The organism is Arthrobacter glacialis (assembly GCF_002909415.1).
GTDB lineage: Bacteria > Actinomycetota > Actinomycetes > Actinomycetales > Micrococcaceae > Specibacter > Specibacter glacialis.
Genome location: NZ_PPXB01000018.1, coordinates 1 through 18,689 on the forward strand (window position 1 = coordinate 1; position 18,689 = coordinate 18,689).

The 18,689-nt window shown below is 61.2% G+C and carries 14 protein-coding genes; 9 read left to right on the forward strand and 5 right to left on the reverse strand.

The features are described from left to right. Positions 1–127: 127 nt before the first annotated feature. Positions 128–766, forward strand: coding sequence for an EamA family transporter (locus CVS28_RS17535; protein WP_243399963.1), 639 nt, complete (start codon positions 128–130; stop codon positions 764–766). Positions 767–790: 24 nt separating this feature from the next. Here CVS28_RS17535 and CVS28_RS17540 read toward each other — a convergent pair whose 3' ends face one another. From CVS28_RS17540 to CVS28_RS17550, 3 genes are read right to left on the reverse strand one after another with little or no spacing between them, the layout of a single operon-like run. Beyond that, positions 791–4,090 (reverse strand): ATP-binding protein, encoded by a 3,300-nt coding sequence (locus tag CVS28_RS17540; protein ID WP_103482326.1) that lies wholly within the window; start codon positions 4,088–4,090, stop codon positions 791–793. Next, positions 4,090–4,779, reverse strand: coding sequence for a DUF4194 domain-containing protein (locus tag CVS28_RS17545; RefSeq protein ID WP_103467156.1), 690 nt, complete (start codon positions 4,777–4,779; stop codon positions 4,090–4,092). The genes CVS28_RS17540 and CVS28_RS17545 overlap by 1 nt, the downstream gene beginning before the upstream one ends. After that, entirely contained in the window at positions 4,776–6,233 is a 1,458-nt protein-coding gene (locus CVS28_RS17550) for a DUF3375 domain-containing protein (protein ID WP_103482327.1), read from the reverse strand. Before CVS28_RS17550 ends, CVS28_RS17545 begins: the two co-directional genes overlap by 4 nt. A gap of 327 nt (positions 6,234–6,560) precedes the next feature. Here CVS28_RS17550 and rpsF point away from each other — a divergent pair, with 327 nt between their 5' ends. From rpsF to rplI, 4 genes are all read left to right on the forward strand, one after another. Then, positions 6,561–6,866, forward strand: a complete 306-nt coding sequence (rpsF, locus tag CVS28_RS17555) for a 30S ribosomal protein S6 (protein WP_103467154.1) — start codon at positions 6,561–6,563, stop codon at positions 6,864–6,866. A gap of 61 nt (positions 6,867–6,927) precedes the next feature. Next, complete coding sequence (locus tag CVS28_RS17560; RefSeq protein ID WP_103482328.1) at positions 6,928–7,539, forward strand: single-stranded DNA-binding protein; 612 nt, start codon at positions 6,928–6,930, stop codon at positions 7,537–7,539. Positions 7,540–7,628: 89 nt separating this feature from the next. Further along, positions 7,629–7,868, forward strand: coding sequence for a 30S ribosomal protein S18 (gene rpsR, locus CVS28_RS17565; RefSeq protein ID WP_003800144.1), 240 nt, complete (start codon positions 7,629–7,631; stop codon positions 7,866–7,868). Positions 7,869–7,883: 15 nt separating this feature from the next. Beyond that, entirely contained in the window at positions 7,884–8,333 is a 450-nt protein-coding gene (gene rplI / locus CVS28_RS17570) for a 50S ribosomal protein L9 (RefSeq protein WP_103467152.1), read from the forward strand. 67 nt (positions 8,334–8,400) lie between these two features. On the opposite strand, the gene CVS28_RS17575 is transcribed toward rplI, so the two are convergent. Continuing rightward, positions 8,401–8,877, reverse strand: coding sequence for a DUF1801 domain-containing protein (locus CVS28_RS17575; RefSeq protein ID WP_103467151.1), 477 nt, complete (start codon positions 8,875–8,877; stop codon positions 8,401–8,403). Positions 8,878–9,107: 230 nt separating this feature from the next. Here CVS28_RS17575 and CVS28_RS17580 point away from each other — a divergent pair, with 230 nt between their 5' ends. Beyond that, positions 9,108–13,535, forward strand: a complete 4,428-nt coding sequence (locus tag CVS28_RS17580; RefSeq protein WP_133159189.1) for a glycosyl hydrolase family 95 catalytic domain-containing protein — start codon at positions 9,108–9,110, stop codon at positions 13,533–13,535. Positions 13,536–13,977: 442 nt separating this feature from the next. Next, entirely contained in the window at positions 13,978–15,357 is a 1,380-nt protein-coding gene (gene dnaB, locus CVS28_RS17585; RefSeq protein WP_103467149.1) for a replicative DNA helicase, read from the forward strand. Here the strand turns inward: dnaB and CVS28_RS17590 are convergent. Continuing rightward, positions 15,354–16,307: a DMT family transporter gene (locus tag CVS28_RS17590; protein ID WP_207797253.1), complete on the reverse strand. Its 954-nt coding sequence runs from the start codon at positions 16,305–16,307 to the stop codon at positions 15,354–15,356. The genes dnaB and CVS28_RS17590 overlap by 4 nt on opposite strands. A 72-nt stretch (positions 16,308–16,379) precedes the next feature. Between CVS28_RS17590 and CVS28_RS17595 the strand changes: the two genes are divergently transcribed. Both CVS28_RS17595 and CVS28_RS17600 read left to right on the forward strand, forming a co-directional pair. Beyond that, positions 16,380–17,321, forward strand: a complete 942-nt coding sequence (locus CVS28_RS17595; RefSeq protein WP_103467147.1) for a LysR family transcriptional regulator — start codon at positions 16,380–16,382, stop codon at positions 17,319–17,321. Continuing rightward, positions 17,314–18,687, forward strand: a complete 1,374-nt coding sequence (locus CVS28_RS17600) for an MATE family efflux transporter (protein ID WP_103467146.1) — start codon at positions 17,314–17,316, stop codon at positions 18,685–18,687. The genes CVS28_RS17595 and CVS28_RS17600 overlap by 8 nt, the downstream gene beginning before the upstream one ends. Positions 18,688–18,689: the final 2 nt, after the last annotated feature.

Sequence of the window (18,689 nt, forward strand, 5' to 3'; positions counted from 1 at the left end):
AGGTAGAGGCCCCACACCACGGTGTGGGGCCTCCCTTCATTAAAACAACAAACTGACCCGCAGTAGCAGTCGAAAAACACGCCAAAAACACGTTTTTTCGACCACTACTGCGGGTCAGATGTTTAACGTGACTAACGCAGTGCCGCAGACCCCGCCGCGTAGGCCGTTCATCCTTGCCTCGGCATGTTTGCAAACAACGTACTTGCTTTTGCTCACCACCTCCTACAAGCACGGCGCCTTTAGCCAGATCTATCCCTTGGACCGCGGGTTGGCGGTGTTTCTGGTGGCGGTAATTGCCGTGACTTTGCTGGCGTTGACGCTCATTGGGGATGGCGGCAGCAAAAAGGGTGCACTCTTTGCCGTGATGACAGGTATTAGCATTGCCGCATACACCCTGGTGGATGGGCTGGGTGTGCGCCAATCCGGGAACCCGCTGAGTTACATCTCGTGGCTGTTCCTGCTTCAAGGCCTGATTCTGCCCTCGGTGTGCTTGCTGATGGCCCCCGCGCGCCGGGTCCACGTCCGGGCGGTTGGCAAGCATTGGAAGATCGGGTCGCTGGGCGGGGTGCTGTCCATGCTGGCCTACGGCATGGTGGTTGTGGCCCAGAGTGTGGCTCCGCTTGCGCTGGTCTCGGCCCTGCGAGAGTCCTCGGTGCTGCTCGCCGGGGTCATTGGAGTCCTGTTCATTGGTGAGAGGTTCTCCAAGACCCGGCTTGGATTGACGACGGCGGCCGTTGCCGGGATTGCCGCGCTGCAGTTGGGCTAGTGGTTCTGGCGCGCCAGCTGCAGCCTAGCGCAGGATAATGTCGGTGGCCGTGGCGGGGGACTGACCGGTGGAGACGAAACCTGAAACGTTCGCCTGTGGGTGCTTGATGATGTCGGTGACCGAGCCCAAATGCTTGGACAGGTCCACCTTGTCCTCCGGGGCAGCCAGCAGAAGCTGGAAGCCAAATTCCTGCAGCGCGTTGATACCCGCGCCAGCGTATTCGGAGTTCGCCTGGATGAAGGCCTCATCGATCATGACAGTGCCATAGGTGCTGTAGCCCTGCACATCTATGCCCAGCTGGTAGGCCAAGGCCGCGCCCATGATGAAGGAAGTGAAGCGCTGCCCCTCACCACCTGAGAGTGTGCCCGGTTCCAAGCCCATCTCAACTTCCCCGTTGGGACGGTGCTCGTTGCAGCTGATGGTCACATGCTGGCGCACATCAAGGACGGTATCTGCCCAGTGGGCCATGCCTGGATCGGCAAGTGCATTGACCAATCGTTCCAGCTGCTGGTAGCTGGCTGCCATCTTTTCTTCGCTCGCCTTGGTGTACGCATTCCCCAAGGCCTCCTTGAGATCGTTGCGGAAAGCCCTGGCCTCATCGGGGATGGTGGTCTTGACTTCCAGCCGCAGCCGGCTGCCCTTCTCGAAAGGCACATCCGCCAAGATTTGATTCAGCGGCAATATACGTTCCTCAATGGTGCGCCGCTCCTCTTCCAAGAGTTGCAAAAGATCGGAGAAACGTTCGTAGGAGCGGTTGTTGAAGTACTCCCGGAACTCATCCTGACGCTGCGGGAGGCCGTCGGAAATAATGCGCTCATACAGCTCTCCATAGTGAATGCTGGCATCGGCCCCGGTACCGTAGCTGGCACTCATGGTGGGGCCGAATTGGCGCGCAAAGGACTTAAAAATCTCGCTGAGGGCGCCTTCCGTGCGGAACTGGCGTTCTTTCAAGGCTGCGGCTCGCTCACCCAGGTCCACAGCAACGCGGGACAGAAGCACCTCCAGCTCATCCAAGGACGCGGGTTCGCCGTCGCTCAAGTACGGCGCAAACGCAGCTGTTGCCCAGTCCGGGGCGGCCTGCTGTAGTTCACTGGCGTTCCGCAGGGCAGCCTGAACGTTGGCAAGGTCCTTGCCAATGGCGGCTAGATCGTGGTGTAGCACGGCCACCTTGCCCACGGCCGCCTCCAATTCTGCATTGGCGGAAGCCAGCGATTCGCGCAACTGGGCCAAGGTGGCACTGCCGGCAATGGTTTGCTCCAAGGTGGCGTGCAGAACTTCCAACGCTGCGGCCAGTGCTGCGGAATCCAGCTGCGCAAAGGTCCGCTGGTCACCGGAAATGCGCTTCAGGGAAGCCAGCCGCTGAGCAGACTGTTCCTTGGCCAGGCTGCTTTGGGTGGCAGCGGAAGCAGAGGCCTCATGGTCGGCGGCGAGGGCCAGAGCCTGCTCTTCCAGCTGGGCAATCTTGGCAACATTGTTGAAACCGAGCAGGTAGTCCCCGGGATTGATGGAGCGGGTGTCGCGCTCGAATACCGCCGAGTTCAGTTTCACTGTGCCGGCTTGTGAAATGGCCCTGGTGTGCTGGTGCAACTCCGCGTCGTTCTCAACGCAGACGAACGCAAAGTCGGAGGTAATTTTCGCCCGGACCCAGTCGCCGGCGTCGGACGCGTGGAAGTCCAGCTTGGTCACCAACTCGTCGGTGCCGGCAACTGCGCCTGTCCGGGTGGGGAGGCTGATGTCTATCCAGCGAAGCTTGCCGTGCCCGTCCAAGGTGTTGATGGCGGCGGTGACAGCTTCAATGTCCCCACCCTTGATGAGCAAGGTGGTGGCCAGGGAACGCAGGACCTTCTCCGCCGCAGGCCGCCACACGCTGTGGCCGCCACCCATGTCCACCAGCTCACCGGCGAAGGGCATGTCCGCGATGTCGATGCCTGTGACTGCGCCAATAGCCCGTCGGGCGGCCGCACTGCGCGGGTCAATATTGCTGCCCCTGCGCTCGTAAGACTCAATCTCGGCCCGCAGCGCCTTCGCTTGGTCCTTGAGGTTTACACTCGCTGCGACGGCTTGGTACTCGCGGTTCCGTGCCGACTCGGTCTCACCTTGTTGGTGTTCGACGCCGGCGCCCGCCAACGCGCGCGCTGCGTCCAGGCCGGCCGCACTCCATTCATGTACGAGCCCGGCAGCGTCCAAGTCCTCGCGAACACTTGCTTCCAAACGCAACCGTTCGGCAAGTTCCCGCTTCCCGGTGCGGATGTCTTTTTCCAGGCCCTCGATGGCCCGGCCGCCGTGGTTGGCATGCTGTTGCGCCAAGGTGGACGCGGATTCAGCCAGGGCGTCCTTGGTCAGTGTGGCTGCCTCGATTTGTTGCTGCTTTTCCTCCTGAGCTTCGCTGAGGGCGACCGCCTTGGCGGTCAGCAGTTCGGCTTGGAATTGCTGACGCAACAAGGGGAGCTGCACGTTTTTTAGCTCAACTGTGCGGGAATGGTTGTGGTTGAATTCCGCCAGCCTTTTGTGCAGTTCCGGCACGGGGGCCAGGGCGTCACGCTGCCCGCGGGCATCCTCGAGCTGGCGGTAAATCCCGCTCAGATGACTAAAATCCTCCACCGCTGCCGTCGCTGCAGCGAGGGTTGCCGGCTTGTCCAGCACCTCGTAGCGGAAGAAGCGGTTGACACCCTTGTCCAGGCCCTTGCCGTTTTGCAGGGTGCGCAGCAGGCTGAACGCCTTGTCATTGTGGATGCCCAATTTACGGCGGAACCGCTCGGCAAATGTCTTGTGCACGTCAAAGGCCTCGGCTCCGGGGAGAGCAGCGTGCAGGGACGAGGGCGAAAAGCGCCGGCTGCCATGACCTTCGAGCGCCTGGGTATCCAATTCGGCGTCGTGGATGACATAGTGCTTGCCCACCTGGCCTTCCAGGCCATTGGCTGGCAGGTCAAACAGTGCCGCAATGGTGACAGCCCGGCCCAGACCGTCCTCAAACACCAAGGCGGCGGCGGACCAGGTGGCGCTGGGGCGTTGGTACTCTATGCCGCTGGCCGTCTTGATCTTGCGGCCGCGCATATAGCTGAAGGTGGTGCGCCGGTCCTTCCGGTTGGACGCCTCATGCGCTGATTCATTCAGGCGGGGAGCTGCATAGAAAATGTGCTGGATGCCGTCAAACAAGGTGGACTTGCCCACGCCGGGATGACCTGTCAACAAGGTCCCGGCTCGGTCCACGTACATGGAATGGCGGCCGTGGAAGGTGCCCCAGTTAATGATCTGAATTTGGCTGAGCCGGAACTGGCCGGGGTTGATGTCTTCACCAATGGGCAGCGTGGTGGCAATGCTCATTAGAGGATCTCCTGCGTTGCTTCGTCGGGGGAATCGAGATCGAAGGAATCGCTGGCGGCGCTTTTGTCCAGAGCCGCCAGATAGGCCGGAATTTGCTCGATCGAATCAAACGGCAGTGCGAGTGCCAAGGCGTTGCTCACCCGATATTCGCCCGCCAACTCGGTGGGCAAAATCAGTTTTAGGCCCATCAGCCTGGCCAAGGCTGCGTCGGTTTGTTCATCGAGGCGTTTGTCATCGACCGCGCCCGGTTGGCGGTGTTCGGCCAAAATTTCCCGGGCCATGCTGCGCGAGACTGTCACATCCGTGCCGCTGCCCGCATGACGGTCCAGCAGCACCCTCAAACGCAGCGCCAAAAGTGTCTCCTCGCGGCGCAGCGGCTTGCGCGCGACGATGGGCTGGGTGTGCGCGGCGTCCATCGGGACAGGTGTCAGCAACGCAATTTTGCGGTCCGCATCAACGCTTAGCAGCAGGAAAATTTCACTCAAGTACTGCTGCAGGGACACGGTGTGGCGCAGGATGGTGGTCCACAGGGCCGGTTCAGCCGTGCCGTCAATGTAGGGCCCGCGGAGCAGGCGGACCAACGCCTGGCGCAGTTCCAGCGGGAAGGCGCCCGTGTCGCCGGGAAACAACATCCGCTCCGTATTGGCCGCGCTGGTCCCGGCGGGCGTGGGATGGGAACTGGTGCTCATGACGCGGAGTCCTTCGTGAAGGTGAACAACGGGATGCGGGCAGTCCGTGCGGTGCCGTCGATCTGGGTGAAAGTCAAAGTTTGTGTGCCCGTGGAATCCATGGTGTTTGTCGAGGCGCGGGCAGCCAGAATCAGTCCCCGGATGGTGTTGATGTGGTGGAGTTCCGGTGGCAGGCTGGCATAAACGTCCGCCAGGGTTGCCCTGCCGTTGCGGGTTACCTTGGTACGTTCGACGGCGGCGTGCAGCGTTGGCATGTCCGGCGCAGGCGTGACGGGGGTGCGGTGGATGTCGGCATCGCTTAGCTCAGGGGGAGCTGCAAGCTTGGGCGGGGGCACATGGTCCGCCGGGTTGAAGATGCCCAGCCCGGCCAGCGTTTCAAATGTGGGGGAGTACAGCAGTGGCTCGACCACAGCCGTGCGCGAACCGAGTGTCGCTTTGGCCACAGCCTGCTCGGCTGCGTGAATGGACCGGCGCAACAACACGGATTCCCTAAATTCGGCCGACTGCACGTAGGCGTGCAAACTCTCGGAAAGGCGCCCATAAATGGCGTGCACGTCCGCCGCCTCGCGACGCATTTCACGCAGCAGCGAGGCCAGGTTTGCCCGTTCCTCGGAACTCAGCTGGTCCGTGAAGTCGCGCTCCAGGACCTCGTTGATCGACTGCCGGAAGCGGGCCTGCTGGATGGGGTCGTTGAGGAATTCGGTGAAGCCTTCAAAGGTCTCTCCTTCGGCAGTGCCGCGCAACGCCTTGTCGCCGGCCAGCACCTGGCCCACGGCTACACCCTTCGTCACGGAGGATTCCATGATTTCCTGGCGGATGGTGTGCAACATGAGGTCCACGCCGTCGCGCATGCGCTTGAAATCAGCTGGCAGGCTGGCGGCCAAATCGAGCACACTGCGGGTGGCGGCCACCGCGGAGTCGGCAGACAGCACCGCGGGGCTCTCGCCGTTGCGCAGCGCCTCAATTTCGTTTTGGCGCTCGGCGATCTCGGCCTCGAGCGCGGCAATCCGGGATTCCGGGTTGGGGTCGCTTTGAAAGGACAGCGTTTCAATGCTTGTCAGCAAGGTGCTCAGCCGGGAGCTGTTGAGGTTGGTCCGCTGACCCGTCAACGTGTCCATGAAGGCCAGGACGCGGGCAGTGCTTGCTGTGGGTTCGTAAAAGAATTTGCCGTCAGCCATGGGGCGGGCCAGAAACTGGCTGCGCACCCAGGAATCGGCGTAGTGGGACGCCTGCCAGGACTCATTGAGGCTGAGGTTTTCTTCGCGCAGTTCCTTCATGAAGTCCGCCAAGTCGGCGTGGAACTCTTCCAATGGAACGCGCTGCCTGGTGGCTGTGAACTCGGCCCGCAGAAACGCTGCAGCCCACGGCGCGCCCTGCAGCAGCTTCCACGCGGGGCTCTGACGCAGTTGATTTTGCGCGTGCCACTGTGCGACGGCGTTATCAGTGGAGCGCATGGCGTGGACTTTCAGGCAGGGGTGGGGTGGGGTAAGTTCCATTTTAAGGCATGGCAGCGCCGAAAAAGACGGCGTTCGCGGTTTCGGCCGCCAGTAGACCACCGGCTTTAACCGCCAACGCCGACTTTTTTGATGCTGGTCCGGGGCATGTGGTGAGAGTTACGCGCGCGGGCGAGTGTCCGGCGTCGTAATTACGGTAAGCTAGATAAGTCTGTGCTGGCGCCAAGGCCACTCAATCTGTGTGCTTGGGGGCCGCCGGACACCGCAAATGAACCTCCTGTTACGGAAATGCCGTAACCGCCTAGCCCAAAGGAGGTGGGTTCACATATGCGTCCTTACGAACTGATGGTAATCATCGACCCCGATGTTGATGAGCGTACCGTTGAGCCGTCGCTTCAGAAGTTCCTGAATGTCATCACCAACGATGGTGGAACCATCGAAAAGGTTGACATCTGGGGCCGTCGTCGCCTGGCTTACGACATCCAGAAGAAGTCTGAAGGTATCTACGCAGTGGTGAACTTCACCGCTGAGCCTGCTACCGCTCAGGAACTTGACCGCGTTCTTGGCCTCAACGAGACCATCCTGCGCACCAAGATCACCCGTCCGGAAGAGCAGAAAGTAGTAGCCGAGTAATTTCGGTTCACTTTCTTTAGTTCTTTCTCCGTAGGAAAACACAAGCAGGAAGCAGGAGCAGATGGCAGGCGAAACCACTATCACGGTCATTGGTAATCTCACCGGTGACCCCGAACTTCGGTTTACCCCGAGCGGTTCAGCAGTAGCGAACTTCACCATTGCGTCGACTCCGCGGACCTTTGACCGCCAGTCCAACGAGTGGAAAGACGGCGAAACGCTGTTCCTCCGCGCGTCGATCTGGCGTGAAGCGGCCGAAAACGTTGCCGAGTCCCTGACAAAGGGTACCCGCGTGATTGTTTCAGGCCGGCTGAAGTCGCGGACCTACGACACCAAAGAAGGCGAAAAGCGCACCGTCATGGAGCTTGAGGTCGACGAGATCGGCCCCTCGCTGCGTTACGCCAATGCCAAGGTTAACCGCACCCAACGCTCCGGCGGTCAGGGTGGGAACAACTTCGGTGGCGGCAACGGTGGCCAAGGCGGCAACTTCGGCGGCGGCAACGCTGGCGGAGGCCAAGGTGGCTTCGGCGCCAATCCCGGTGGCGGCAACGCTCCCTGGGGTGGCGGCGGCGCGCAGCAGCAGCCCGCACCGGCAGCCGATCCCTGGGCCACGCCCGGTGGCGGCCCCTCCGGCGGCTGGGGCGCCGGCCCGGATAACTCCGAGCCTCCCTTCTAGCACTAAAAATATTTGTGCGGCAACCGCCGTACGCACTCCATCCCGCGGATTAATATCCACGGGCTCCACGAATACTAAGGAGCTCCACGATGGCTAAGGCTGAACTCCGTAAGCCCAAACCAAAGTCCAACCCCTTGAAGGCCGCTGACATCACTGTCATCGACTACAAGGACGTAGCATTGCTGCGCAAATTCATCTCTGACCGTGGAAAGATCCGTGCACGTCGTGTCACGGGTGTTACCGTTCAGGAGCAGCGCAAAATCGCCCAGGCAATCAAGAACGCCCGCGAAGTTGCATTGCTGCCCTACTCCGGCGCTGGCCGCGGTTAAGGGAGATAAATAAACATGGCAAAGCTCATTTTGACCCACGAAGTAAGCGGCCTCGGTGCCGCTGGCGACATCGTTGAGGTAAAGAACGGTTACGCACGTAACTTCCTTCTTCCCCGCGGCTTCGCCCTCACCTGGTCCAAGGGTGGCGAGAAGCAGGTGGAAATCATCAAGGCTGCTCGCTTGGCCCACGTGCACGCTTCCATCGAAGCTGCTCAGGAGCAGGCCTCGGCTCTGCAGGCCAACGTTGTTGTTTTGAAGGTAAAGGCAGGCGCCTCAGGCCGCTTGTTCGGTACCGTCAAGGCTGACGACGTTGCAAAGGCTGTTGCCGCTGCAGGTCTGGGAGCCATTGACAAGCGCAAGGTTGAACTGCCTGCTCACATCAAGAGCACCGGCAAGCACACTGCAACTCTTCGTCTCCACGACGACGTTTCAGCTGTCATCACCTTGAACGTTGTAGCAGGCTAATAGCCCGTTTATAGCTTCAAACAAGAAGCCCGGCCCCCGTTTTCGGGAGCCGGGCTTCTTGCTTTAACTAATCCCTTTGGGACTGCAGCGACTGCATGTCCGTTGTGGTGATGTACCGGTAGCTCAGATCAATGAGTTCACGGAGCACGCCCAGGTCAATATCGGCGAGCTTGTTGATATAGACGCACGCCACGCTGGATTTGAACTTGCCCAGCTTTTCCAGCAAAGGTCCGGCCTCTGGCGGGTCTTGGAGCCCGTAGATCACCAAGTTCGCCTTCCGGGGTGAGAACCCTGCGGCGGCCGCGTCGCCCTCACGCCCCGAGGCGTACTTGTAGTGGTATTCGCCAAATCCAATGATGCTTGGCCCCCACATGCGTGGCGGCTGTCCGGTGATCTCTGCCATCAGTTCCAGCAAAACAACGGCATCCTGGCGCCGCGCTTCCGTGGTGTCCACGGTGGCGATGAACCCCATCGGATCCACTGCTGTGGGATGAGTCTTGTTGGTCCTGTTGTCAGTCTTTGGTGACAGCGGCTCAGCACCCATAATCGCGCTCCTTTTGTTCCTCGTAGTTTAGCGTTGGCCGCTTTTCTCCGCACCGTGCCATGGTGAACTGCCCCGCTCATGTCCCTATTGCTTCATCTATGGACGGCGATACATCAGATGTATTACTGTGGGGCCTGTCACTTTGTTATCCATATCATGCTGCGCGTCCGGGGTTCGTGAGTCCGTGGGGCAGCCTGCTTCTTTGTTGAGGGATTATGGTTCTGCCAAACATGCGAAAAACTTTTACCAAGCCAATAGCCGCCGTGTGCGCCTTGGCCGTGGTAGTTGGCCTGGGATTCACCACCATAGCTGGTGCCAACGCAGCTGAAACTCCCGTTGCCCCCATAACCTCTGCCGGCATCGTTGCAGGATCCCAGATTCCCGAGACCGACCAGATGCTTTGGTACACCTCCCCGGCCACCAACTGGGAAACCCAGTCGCTGCCCATCGGTGGCGGACACCAAGGCGCCAACGTCTTCGGTGGCCTGGCCAGTGAGCGGTTGAGCCTGAACGTGGACTCCCTGTGGTCCGGCGGTCCCGGGTCCAAGGAAGGCTGGACGGGCGGCAACTGGCCCTCGGACGGTTCCAAGAATGGAAAGCTCAAGGAGGTGCGGGACGAGATTACAGCCAACGGCTCCATGTCTCCCGGCGCCGTGGCCGGCAAGCTCGGCATCCCCTCCTACAGCCTGCCGGGCGGGGTCATCCCGGGCTTTGGTTCCTACCTGAACTTTGGCCAGTTCTACTTCGACGTCCCTGATGCTGCCGGGACCACCAACTACCGCCGCGACCTGAACCTGGGCAACGCCGTGGCCGGTGTCAGCTACACGAAGAGCAATGGCACCAAGGTGCAGCGCTCCTTCTTCTCCTCCTACCCGGACAACGTTTTGGTGTCCCGCTTCGCCGCCGACCGAGCCGGGGAAATCAACTTCACCACACGCTTCACCTCGCCCAACGGTGCCGTGCAGACGGCTGCCGGCAACCGCATCACTGTCAAGGGTGTTGTTGCCGACAACGGCTTGAAGTACGAGATGGCGGCCCACGTAGTGACCGATGGTGGCACCGTCACGGTCGAGGGCAACAACCTCAAGGTCACAGGCGCCACGAGCGCCACCATGTACATGAGCATGGGAACCGACTACAAGGACAACTACCCCAGCTACCGGGGGGTTGACCCGCACGCGGCCGTAACGGCCGCCGTCGACGGTGCCGTTGCCAAGGGCCATGACGCTGTGAAGGCGGCGCACATTGCCGACTACAAGGGCCTCTATGACAACATGAGCCTGAACATTGGCGGCCACCTGCCTGCCGACATTCCCACCAATACCCTGCGCTCACAGTACAAGGGCAATGGCTCCGAAGGGGACAAGGCCCTGGAGGCTCTGTTCTTCAACTACGGCCGCTACATGATGATTGCAAGCTCCCGCCCGGGCTCACTGCCGGCGAACTTGCAGGGCCTGTGGAATGACAGGAACACCCCGCCGTGGCAGGCTGACTACCACACCAACATCAACCTGCAGATGAACTACTGGCTCTCCGAGGTGACAAACCTTTCGGAAACGGCCGAGCCGCTCAACGACTTCATGGAAGCGCTCGTTGAGCCCGGCAAGGTAACCTCCAAGTCCATCTTTGGCGCGGATTCCCCCGGCTGGATTGTCAACCAGAACACCAACATTTTTGGCTTCACGGGTGTTCACGACTGGGCCGAGTCCTTCTGGATGCCTGAAGCGGCAGCCTGGATGATGCAGCCTGTTTACGAGCACTACGCCTTCACCGGCGATGTTGCCTACCTGCAGACCAAGGCCTACCCCATGATGAAGGGTGCTGCCGAGTTCTGGATTCACAACCTGCAGCCGGACCCGCGTGACAACAACCGCCTGGTGGTTACTCCTAGCTACTCGCCGGAGCAGGGCCCGTTCACTGCCGGTGCCGCCATGTCCCAGCAGATTGTTGTGAACCTGCTCAAGGACACGCTGGAAGCTGCCAAGGTTTTGAACACTGATGCAGCCTTCCAGGCGTCACTGACAAGCGCCTTGAACAAGTTGGATCCGGGCCTGGCTGTTGGCTCCTGGGGCCAGATCAAGGAGTGGAAGATCGAGAACACCTCGATCGACACGCCCACCAACCAGCACCGCCACGCCTCCAACCTCTTTGCCCTCTACCCGGGCGACGCCATTGACGTCCGCAACGATCCGGTGCTTGCAGCTGCTGCCCGCAAGTCACTCGATGCCCGCGGCGACGGTGCCACCGGATGGTCCAAGGCCTGGAAGATCAACTTCCTGGCCCGCCTGCTGGACGGCGACGGCTCACAGAAGATGCTCTCAGCCCTGCTGAAGAACAACGTCTACGACAACCTCTGGGATGCGCACCCGCCGTTCCAGATTGACGGCAACTTTGGCGCCACCTCCGGTGTTGCTGAAATGCTGCTGCAGTCCCAGTCCAACGCCATTGACCTGCTGCCCGCACTGCCGGCCAACTGGGCCACGGGAGCGGTCTCTGGCCTCAAGGCTCGCGGCAACGTTGAAGTTGGCATGTCCTGGGCCAATGGGGCACCTACGGGTGCCGTCCTGCAGCCGGGCAAGTCAGGCCCGCTCGCTGTCCGTTCGGCCATGTTTGACGGCAAGTTCACTGTCAAGAATGAAACCACTGGCGCCACCATTGCGGCCGTCAAGGGTGCCGATGGCATTGTGACGTTCGACGGCGTTGCGGGCGTCAAGTACGTGATCTCCTCCACCGCCAATGTCACCATTGACGCCCCGGCCACTATTGCCGGCGGCACGGCGTTCGACCTCACCGTCAACCTCAACGCACCGGGCGCAGCCTTGGCGGCCGGTTCGCTGGCCATCTCCGCCCCGGCAGGATGGAGCGTGGAACCGGCGACGGCGTCCACCCCAGCAGTTGCGCAGGGCACCAGCGCCCAGGCGAAGTTCAAGATCAAGCCCTCGCTTGCTCCTCTGGGCGCGGCCAAAGTGGCGGCCACGCTGACAAGCGGCGGCAGCACCCTGACCACCGATCATGCCATTGTTGTTACTGACCCCACAGTTGTGCCCTGCACCGCCATGACTGTGACAACCGTCAGCAGTGAGGAAACCGCTGGCGAGAACGGTCGCGGCATCAACATGACCGACTGTGACACCACCACCATGTGGCACACGGCATGGAGTATAAATTCCACGCCGCCGCCGCACTGGGCTGTCATTGATTTGGGCTCCACCGTGAAGCTCACGGCTGCCGGTTGCACCCCGCGCCCGGCTTTGAACGGCCGCATCACCAAGGCCAGCATGGCAACCAGCCTTGACGGTGTCACCTGGAGTGCACCCACAGTGGCCACCTGGGCCAACAACACCGACGCCAAGTGGATTCAGCTCAATGGGGTTGAGGCCCGCTACGTGAAGTTCACGGGCATTGAAACCCTCGGCGACGGCACCAATGCCAACAAATGGGTCACCTGTGGCGAGTTCAACGCCAAGAAGTCTGTTGACGGAGGCACCACGCCCACCCCAACGGCTTCGCCTTCGCCGTCACCGTCCGCGACAGCCACACCCACAGCGACGGCCACTGCCGGCGGAACCATTGCCCCCGTGCTGTGCTCGGACATGACTGTCATCGGATTCAGCAGCCAGGAAACAGCCTCCGAACAGCGCCCCGCGAGCAACGTGGTTGACTGCAACCAGGAGCCGGGCTGGAGCACGGCGTGGAGTGCCAACTCAACACCGCCCCCGCACTGGGTCATCATCGACCTGGGCAAGACGCGCAACCTGGTTTCCGCCGGATGTCAGGGACGGGCTTCTGCCAATGGCCGTATCAAGGATGTCACCCTTGAGACCAGCCTTGATGGAATTACATGGGCCGCTCCCGTAGCTGCCATCTGGGCCAACACCACAGCCGTTCAGAATGTCGCCTTGAATGGTTCACCGGCACGGTTTGTCCGCATGACGGGCGTAACGTCCTTCGAACAAAAGTGGGTTGCTTGTGGCGAGTTCGTGGCCAGTGAGCGTATTGCCGACCCCACGGCAACGGCAACGCCGAGCGCATCGGCGACACCCTCAGCGACACCGAGCTCGACGCAGTCGGTGACTCCGTCAGTGTCACCGAGCGCCACACCGTCGGCAACGCCCAGTGCGTCACCGTCAGCGGCACCAAGCGGAACACCGTCTGCGACGCCGAGCTCAACGCCGAGTGTGTCTCCGTCAGCAACACCCAGCGCAACGGCGACTGTCACGGGAACTGCCGTGCCGACGTCGTCGACCACAGCGGGTGCAACAGTGACGGCCGCCCAAGGTGACTCACTGCTTGTCACGGGAAGCGGTTTCACGCCGAACGAGCTGGTCACTGCAGTCATCCGATCCACACCCGTGGAGATGGGCACCTTCACGGCTGATGCCAAGGGCAATGTCAAGGTCAGCTGGAGGGTCCCTGTTGGCTTCGCCCTGGGCGAGCACACAGTGACCTTGACGGGGCAGAGTTCCAGGCACGCGGTGGTGGTGCCCGTGCTTATCACCGCCATGGAAACCGCAGTGACCCTACCCGGACACGACGAACTGTCCAACACTGGCGCAAGCGGTCTGGCCCTGGTGATGGCGTTCGGGTTGCTGATTGTTGCTGCCGGTGTGGCCCTCGTTGTGAGGTCCAGAAGGAAGCACATGCCCAAGCGCGCATAAAGGAAGTGTGCGAGCGGGCCCAGTGCGGCGGGGGATATCCACAGACTGACATATGTCTGTGGATATCCCCCGCGCCATTTGTGATTAACGTTTGTACCAAGCGTCGGTGGGGCCATGAAAATTGTGCCAAAAAACTATTCATCCACAGGCGGTGGGGAGTGTTTATGCAGGTCAGGAGCCTCTTTTTGGGTCTTCACCAGACTTGTCCACATGCTTGTCCCCATCCTGTGCACAAGCAGAGGCACTTAATGCACCGGTTATCCACAGGGGCAGTGGACAACGGGGTTGGTAGTTGGGGTTCTTGCGTCTAACGTTGCCAATGACCCCTCTGCAACGACAACTTTGTCGGTATCAGCTGGTAAGGAGGAGTAGTAGCAAAGAATGCATCGCCAATGCGCGGTGGAAAGGCCCGGCCAGCAGGGCAGAAAGTGGGCACCAACTTATGTCAGCTTCAAGTCGAGAAGCAGAGACTTCCTCGCGCGAACCGGATTTCGCCAGGACACCGCCGCAGGATCTCGTGGCCGAACAAAGTGTTTTGGGCGGCATGATGCTCTCCAAGGACGCCATTGCCGACGTCGTTGAAGTATTGCGGGGCAACGACTTTTACCGCCCGGCCCACGAGAGCATCTATGAGGCCATCTTGGATCTCTACGGCCGCGGCGAACCCGCCGACGCCGTCACTGTCTCCGATGAGCTGACCAAGCGCACTGAAATCACCAAGGTCGGTGGCGCCGCCTACCTGCATCAGCTCATCCAGTCTGTGCCCACGGCCGCCAACGCAGGCTTTTACGCCGAAATCGTAGCTGAGAGGGCCGTGCTGCGCCGCTTGGTCACAGCTGGCACCAAGATCGTCCAGATGGGCTATGCCCAGGACGGCGAAGTGGAGGACGTGGTCAACGCCGCCCAGGCGGAGATCTTTGCCGTGGCCGAACGCCGCAGCACTGAGGACTACGTGCTGCTCAAGGACGTCATGGAATCCACTGTGGATGAAATTGAGGCGTCCGGGCACAAGGGCGAAGGCATGACGGGTGTGCCCACAGGTTTTTACGAATTTGATGAGCTGACCAACGGGCTCCACCCCGGTCAGATGATCGTTATTGCAGCCAGGCCGGCCGTCGGTAAGTCCACGTTCGCCCTTGACTGGGCGCGTTCGGCGGCCATTGACCACAATATGGCCACCGTGGTGTTCTCCCTGGAAATGGGCCGCAATGAAATTGCCATGCGCCTGCTCTCCGCAGAGGCCACCATCAGCCTGCAGGACTTGCGCAAGGGAACCGTCAAAGACGATCAATGGTCCAAGATTGCCACCACCATGGGCAAGATGAATGAGGCACCGCTTTTCATTGACGATTCACCCAATATGTCCCTCATGGAGATCCGCGCCAAGTGTCGCCGGCTGAAACAACAGCATGACCTGAAATTGGTCATCTTGGACTACCTGCAGCTCATGTCCTCGGGCAAGCGCGTGGAATCGCGCCAGCAGGAAGTCTCCGAGTTCTCCCGTGCCTTGAAGCTCCTGGCCAAGGAACTGCAGGTTCCCGTCGTCGCGCTGTCACAGCTGAACCGTGGTTCCGAGCAGCGAACGGACAAGAAGCCCATGGTTTCGGATCTTCGTGAATCAGGCTCGATTGAGCAGGATGCCGACATGGTCATACTGCTGCACCGTGAGGATATTTACGACAAGGAATCTGCCCGCGCCGGTGAAGCCGATGTGATCGTGGCCAAGCACCGTAACGGCCCCACCAAGACCATTGTGGTGGGCTTCCAGGGTCACTACTCCCGCTTCGCCAACATGGCCAGCGACAATGGCGGCGGCTACTAGCCAATAAGGTCCTTGTGCAATTGTTGTGGAGGCCCGGCCGGGTCCGGCTCCACAACAATTGCCGCAGCCCGGAACGTAGCCTCGATCCTTTGCCCGGCATGGCAGCCCCCAATTATTAGCAGGCATCCGCCAGCGCCCGGCCAGCCGAGCGACTCACCGGCCACCACCACTCCCAGCAGAACCGCCCAGAGCGGTTCGGTGCCCATCAATAGACTCGCGCGGGAGGCTGAGGTGCGCCGCACAGCCCAGAGCTGGACAAGGAACGCAAAGACGCTGCACGCCAGCCCCAAGTACAAGACGCTCAGCCATGCTGCGGGGGAGAAGCTCATGGCTGAAGTGACCATTCCTGCCGGATCCAGCGCAATGCCGAGCAGAGCGCACACCACTGACTGGATGAGGGTCACAGTGATGGAACTGTAGAGCTTGTCGCGTGTCAGGGTCCCCAGCAGGCTCACATGGATTGCGCGGGCCAAGGCGGCGGCCAGCATGAGCAGATCGCCCGGTTGGGGGCTGCGAAAGCCGGCGCCTGTTGTCAACAGGGCAACCCCCACTATGGAGACCACGGCAGCCACAAAGTACTGCGGTGGCAGCCACCGCCGCGCTGCCGCGGCATCCAGCAACGGCGTGAAAATCACTGTCAGTGAGATGATCAGCCCGGCAGTGCTGGCCTGCGTCTGGGCCACGCCAAATGTTTCCAGAAAAAGCACGCCCGCCTGGGTCAGCCCCAGCAGCACACCCGTCCACGCCTCAGCGCGGCCAGGAATACGCCGCACACGCCACATCCACAGGATTCCCAGGGCCGCCGCGGCCACCACAAAACGCCAGCCCAACAGCGAAGGGACACTTGCTGCGCTGCTGAGATCCTTTGTCACCAAATAGCTGCTGCCCCACACGACGGCAACGGCCAGCAATGACAGGTCTACGCGCAGGCGGATCCAGATTCTTTTCACACATTCAATGATCGAAGCCGGGAAACATAACAACTAGAGCAGATTTGACACCCAATGCATTAGTTTGAACTTATGGAATTGGGACAATTGCGGGCTCTGCGTGAGGTTCAGGCGAGGGGAAGCATTGCCGCCGCTGCGCTGGCACTGCACGTCACGGCGTCGTCCGTATCACAGCAGCTCAGCGCGCTGCAACGCTCTGCGGGCACGGCACTTACCTACAAGGCGGGCAGGCGCACGGCCCTCACCCCGGCTGGTCTTGCCCTGTGCAGGGCAGCAGTTGAGGTGGAAATCGCCTTGGCCCGGGCCGATGCCGCTGTGGGTGTCTTTAAGGACGATACTGCGGAAACGCTCAACGTGGCAGCCTTTCACAGCGCAGCGTTGGCTTTCTTCGGCCCCCTGGAGCAAGCCTTACTGGCCAGCAGCGGGCCACAACTGCACCTTGCCGATGCGGACGTGGCCCAGCAGGATTTTGCAGCCCTGACGGCTGACCATGACGTGGTGATTGCCCACAGGCTGCCCAATAGTGAGCCGTGGCCCGAGTGGGTCCACGTGACTCCCTTGGCGTATGAGCCATTGGACATAGCCGTCAGTGCCGGGCACAGGCTGGCCGCGCTCAAGGAGGCGCGCCCGCATGACCTGCGCGGGGAACGGTGGGTTTCAGTGCATCGGGGGTTCCCCTTGGAAGGGGCGATCGAAATGATAGGGACCTTGGCGGGGGAGGAGGTTGTTGTAGCCCACCGCATCAATGAGTTTTTCGTGGCGGCGTCCTTGGTGGAGCGCGGTGATTGCGTGAGCCTGATGCCCCGGTACACCATCAACCGAAATCTCTTCACCCAACTTGTCTTGATTCCGCTGCGAGAACCACGGCTGGGACGGCGGATAGATATATTGACTCGGCCCGAGGCCATGGAGCGCGCAGGTGTTGTGCAGACCATCGCTGCCCTGCAGAAGCTTATGGAAGAACTGCTTGAAATCAACCCGCCACCGGGGCCGATACTGTTGAATCATGTCTAAATCAGCGACGCCGCCGGAGACGTCCGGAGCAACCCGCCGCTCCACAGCCAGGGCGATTCGGGGACTGGCAATACCAGCCTTTGGCGCGCTCATTGCCGAGCCCCTATTCCTTTTGGCCGATTCAGCCATTGTGGGGCACCTGGGTGTCGAACAATTGGCGGGCGTGGGATTGGCGGCCACGGTTCTGCAGACAGCCGTGGGACTCATGGTGTTCCTGGCATATTCCACCACCCCCGCCGTTGCGCGCCTTCTAGGGGCTGGACAACATGCGCAAGCCGTGGCCGTTGGCCGTGACGGCCTATGGCTGGCGGCAATTTTGGGTGTGGTGCTTGCCGCTGTGGGCATATTCGCCGGCAACGGGCTGCTGGGCGCCATGGGCGCACGCGGCGAGGTGCTTGCCTACGCGCAGCAATACCTCATGATTAGCATGGCTGGGATCCCGGCCATGCTACTGGTCATGGCGGCGATGGGTGTTTTGCGGGGACTCCAAGACACTAAAACACCCTTGCTGGTGGCCACAGCCGGTTTCGCCGTGAACATCGTCATGAACTTTGTTTTGGTGTACGGATTCAACTTCTCAGTGGGCGGTGCTGCCGCCGGCACTGTCATTGCACAATGGGGAATGGCTGCGGTGTACCTGGTCATCGTGGTGCGGGCAGCACGCCACTACAGCGTCAGGCTGCGCCCCGACTGGGCTGGGGTGAGAACCGTTTCCAGGGTGGGCAGTTGGCTGATGCTGCGCACCGTGTCACTGCGGGTGGCCATCCTGGTCACCGTGGTGGTGGTGACAGCGCAAGGGCCCAACAACTTGGCCGCGCATCAACTGGCCATGACCATTTTCACTTTTCTCGCTTTTGCCCTGGATGCGCTTGCCATCGCCGCCCAGGCGCTCATTGGCAAGGAACTTGGCGCCGGCAACATTGTGCAGGTGCGTGTCTTGACGAGGACCATGACCCGCTGGGGTGTGGGCTTCGGGGCGATCACAGGCTTTGCACTGTGGGCGGTCTCTGGATCTGTGGGATGGATCTTCACCACAGACACCAGCGTCCATGCGGCCCTGGCCACAGCCCTGCTGGTCATGGCCGTGGGGCAGCCACTGGCGGGTTATGTGTTCGTGCTTGACGGCGTTCTCATTGGGGCCGGCGATGCCCGCTACCTGGCACTGGCGGGCATGGCGAATCTGGTTGTTTACCTGCCTCTGCTGTATTGGGTGGCCCAACTGGGCCGCGGTGACACAGTTCCGGGGCTGTTCTGGGTGTGGATGGCCTTTAGTCTGGGCTACATGGGGGCCCGGGGCCTGACCCTTGGCTTGCGTGCTCGAACCGGGCGGTGGATGCAGGTCGGAGTGCCCGCTCGCCGCGGCTAGAA

Bases quoted from the DNA above. Each gene is read 5' to 3' on its own strand.
- CVS28_RS17540 (WP_103482326.1), bottom strand. From the start codon at position 4,090: ATGAGCATTGCCACCACGCTGCCCATTGGTGAAGACATCAACCCCGGC.
- CVS28_RS17545 (WP_103467156.1), bottom strand. From the start codon at position 4,779: ATGAGCACCAGTTCCCATCCCACGCCCGCCGGGACCAGCGCGGCCAAT.
- CVS28_RS17550 (WP_103482327.1), bottom strand. From the start codon at position 6,233: ATGCGCTCCACTGATAACGCCGTCGCACAGTGGCACGCGCAAAATCAA.
- rpsF (WP_103467154.1), top strand. From the start codon at position 6,561: ATGCGTCCTTACGAACTGATGGTAATCATCGACCCCGATGTTGATGAG.
- CVS28_RS17560 (WP_103482328.1), top strand. From the start codon at position 6,928: ATGGCAGGCGAAACCACTATCACGGTCATTGGTAATCTCACCGGTGAC.
- rpsR (WP_003800144.1), top strand. From the start codon at position 7,629: ATGGCTAAGGCTGAACTCCGTAAGCCCAAACCAAAGTCCAACCCCTTG.
- rplI (WP_103467152.1), top strand. From the start codon at position 7,884: ATGGCAAAGCTCATTTTGACCCACGAAGTAAGCGGCCTCGGTGCCGCT.
- CVS28_RS17575 (WP_103467151.1), bottom strand. From the start codon at position 8,877: ATGGGTGCTGAGCCGCTGTCACCAAAGACTGACAACAGGACCAACAAG.
- CVS28_RS17580 (WP_133159189.1), top strand. From the start codon at position 9,108: ATGCGAAAAACTTTTACCAAGCCAATAGCCGCCGTGTGCGCCTTGGCC.
- dnaB (WP_103467149.1), top strand. From the start codon at position 13,978: ATGTCAGCTTCAAGTCGAGAAGCAGAGACTTCCTCGCGCGAACCGGAT.
- CVS28_RS17595 (WP_103467147.1), top strand. From the start codon at position 16,380: ATGGAATTGGGACAATTGCGGGCTCTGCGTGAGGTTCAGGCGAGGGGA.
- CVS28_RS17600 (WP_103467146.1), top strand. From the start codon at position 17,314: ATGTCTAAATCAGCGACGCCGCCGGAGACGTCCGGAGCAACCCGCCGC.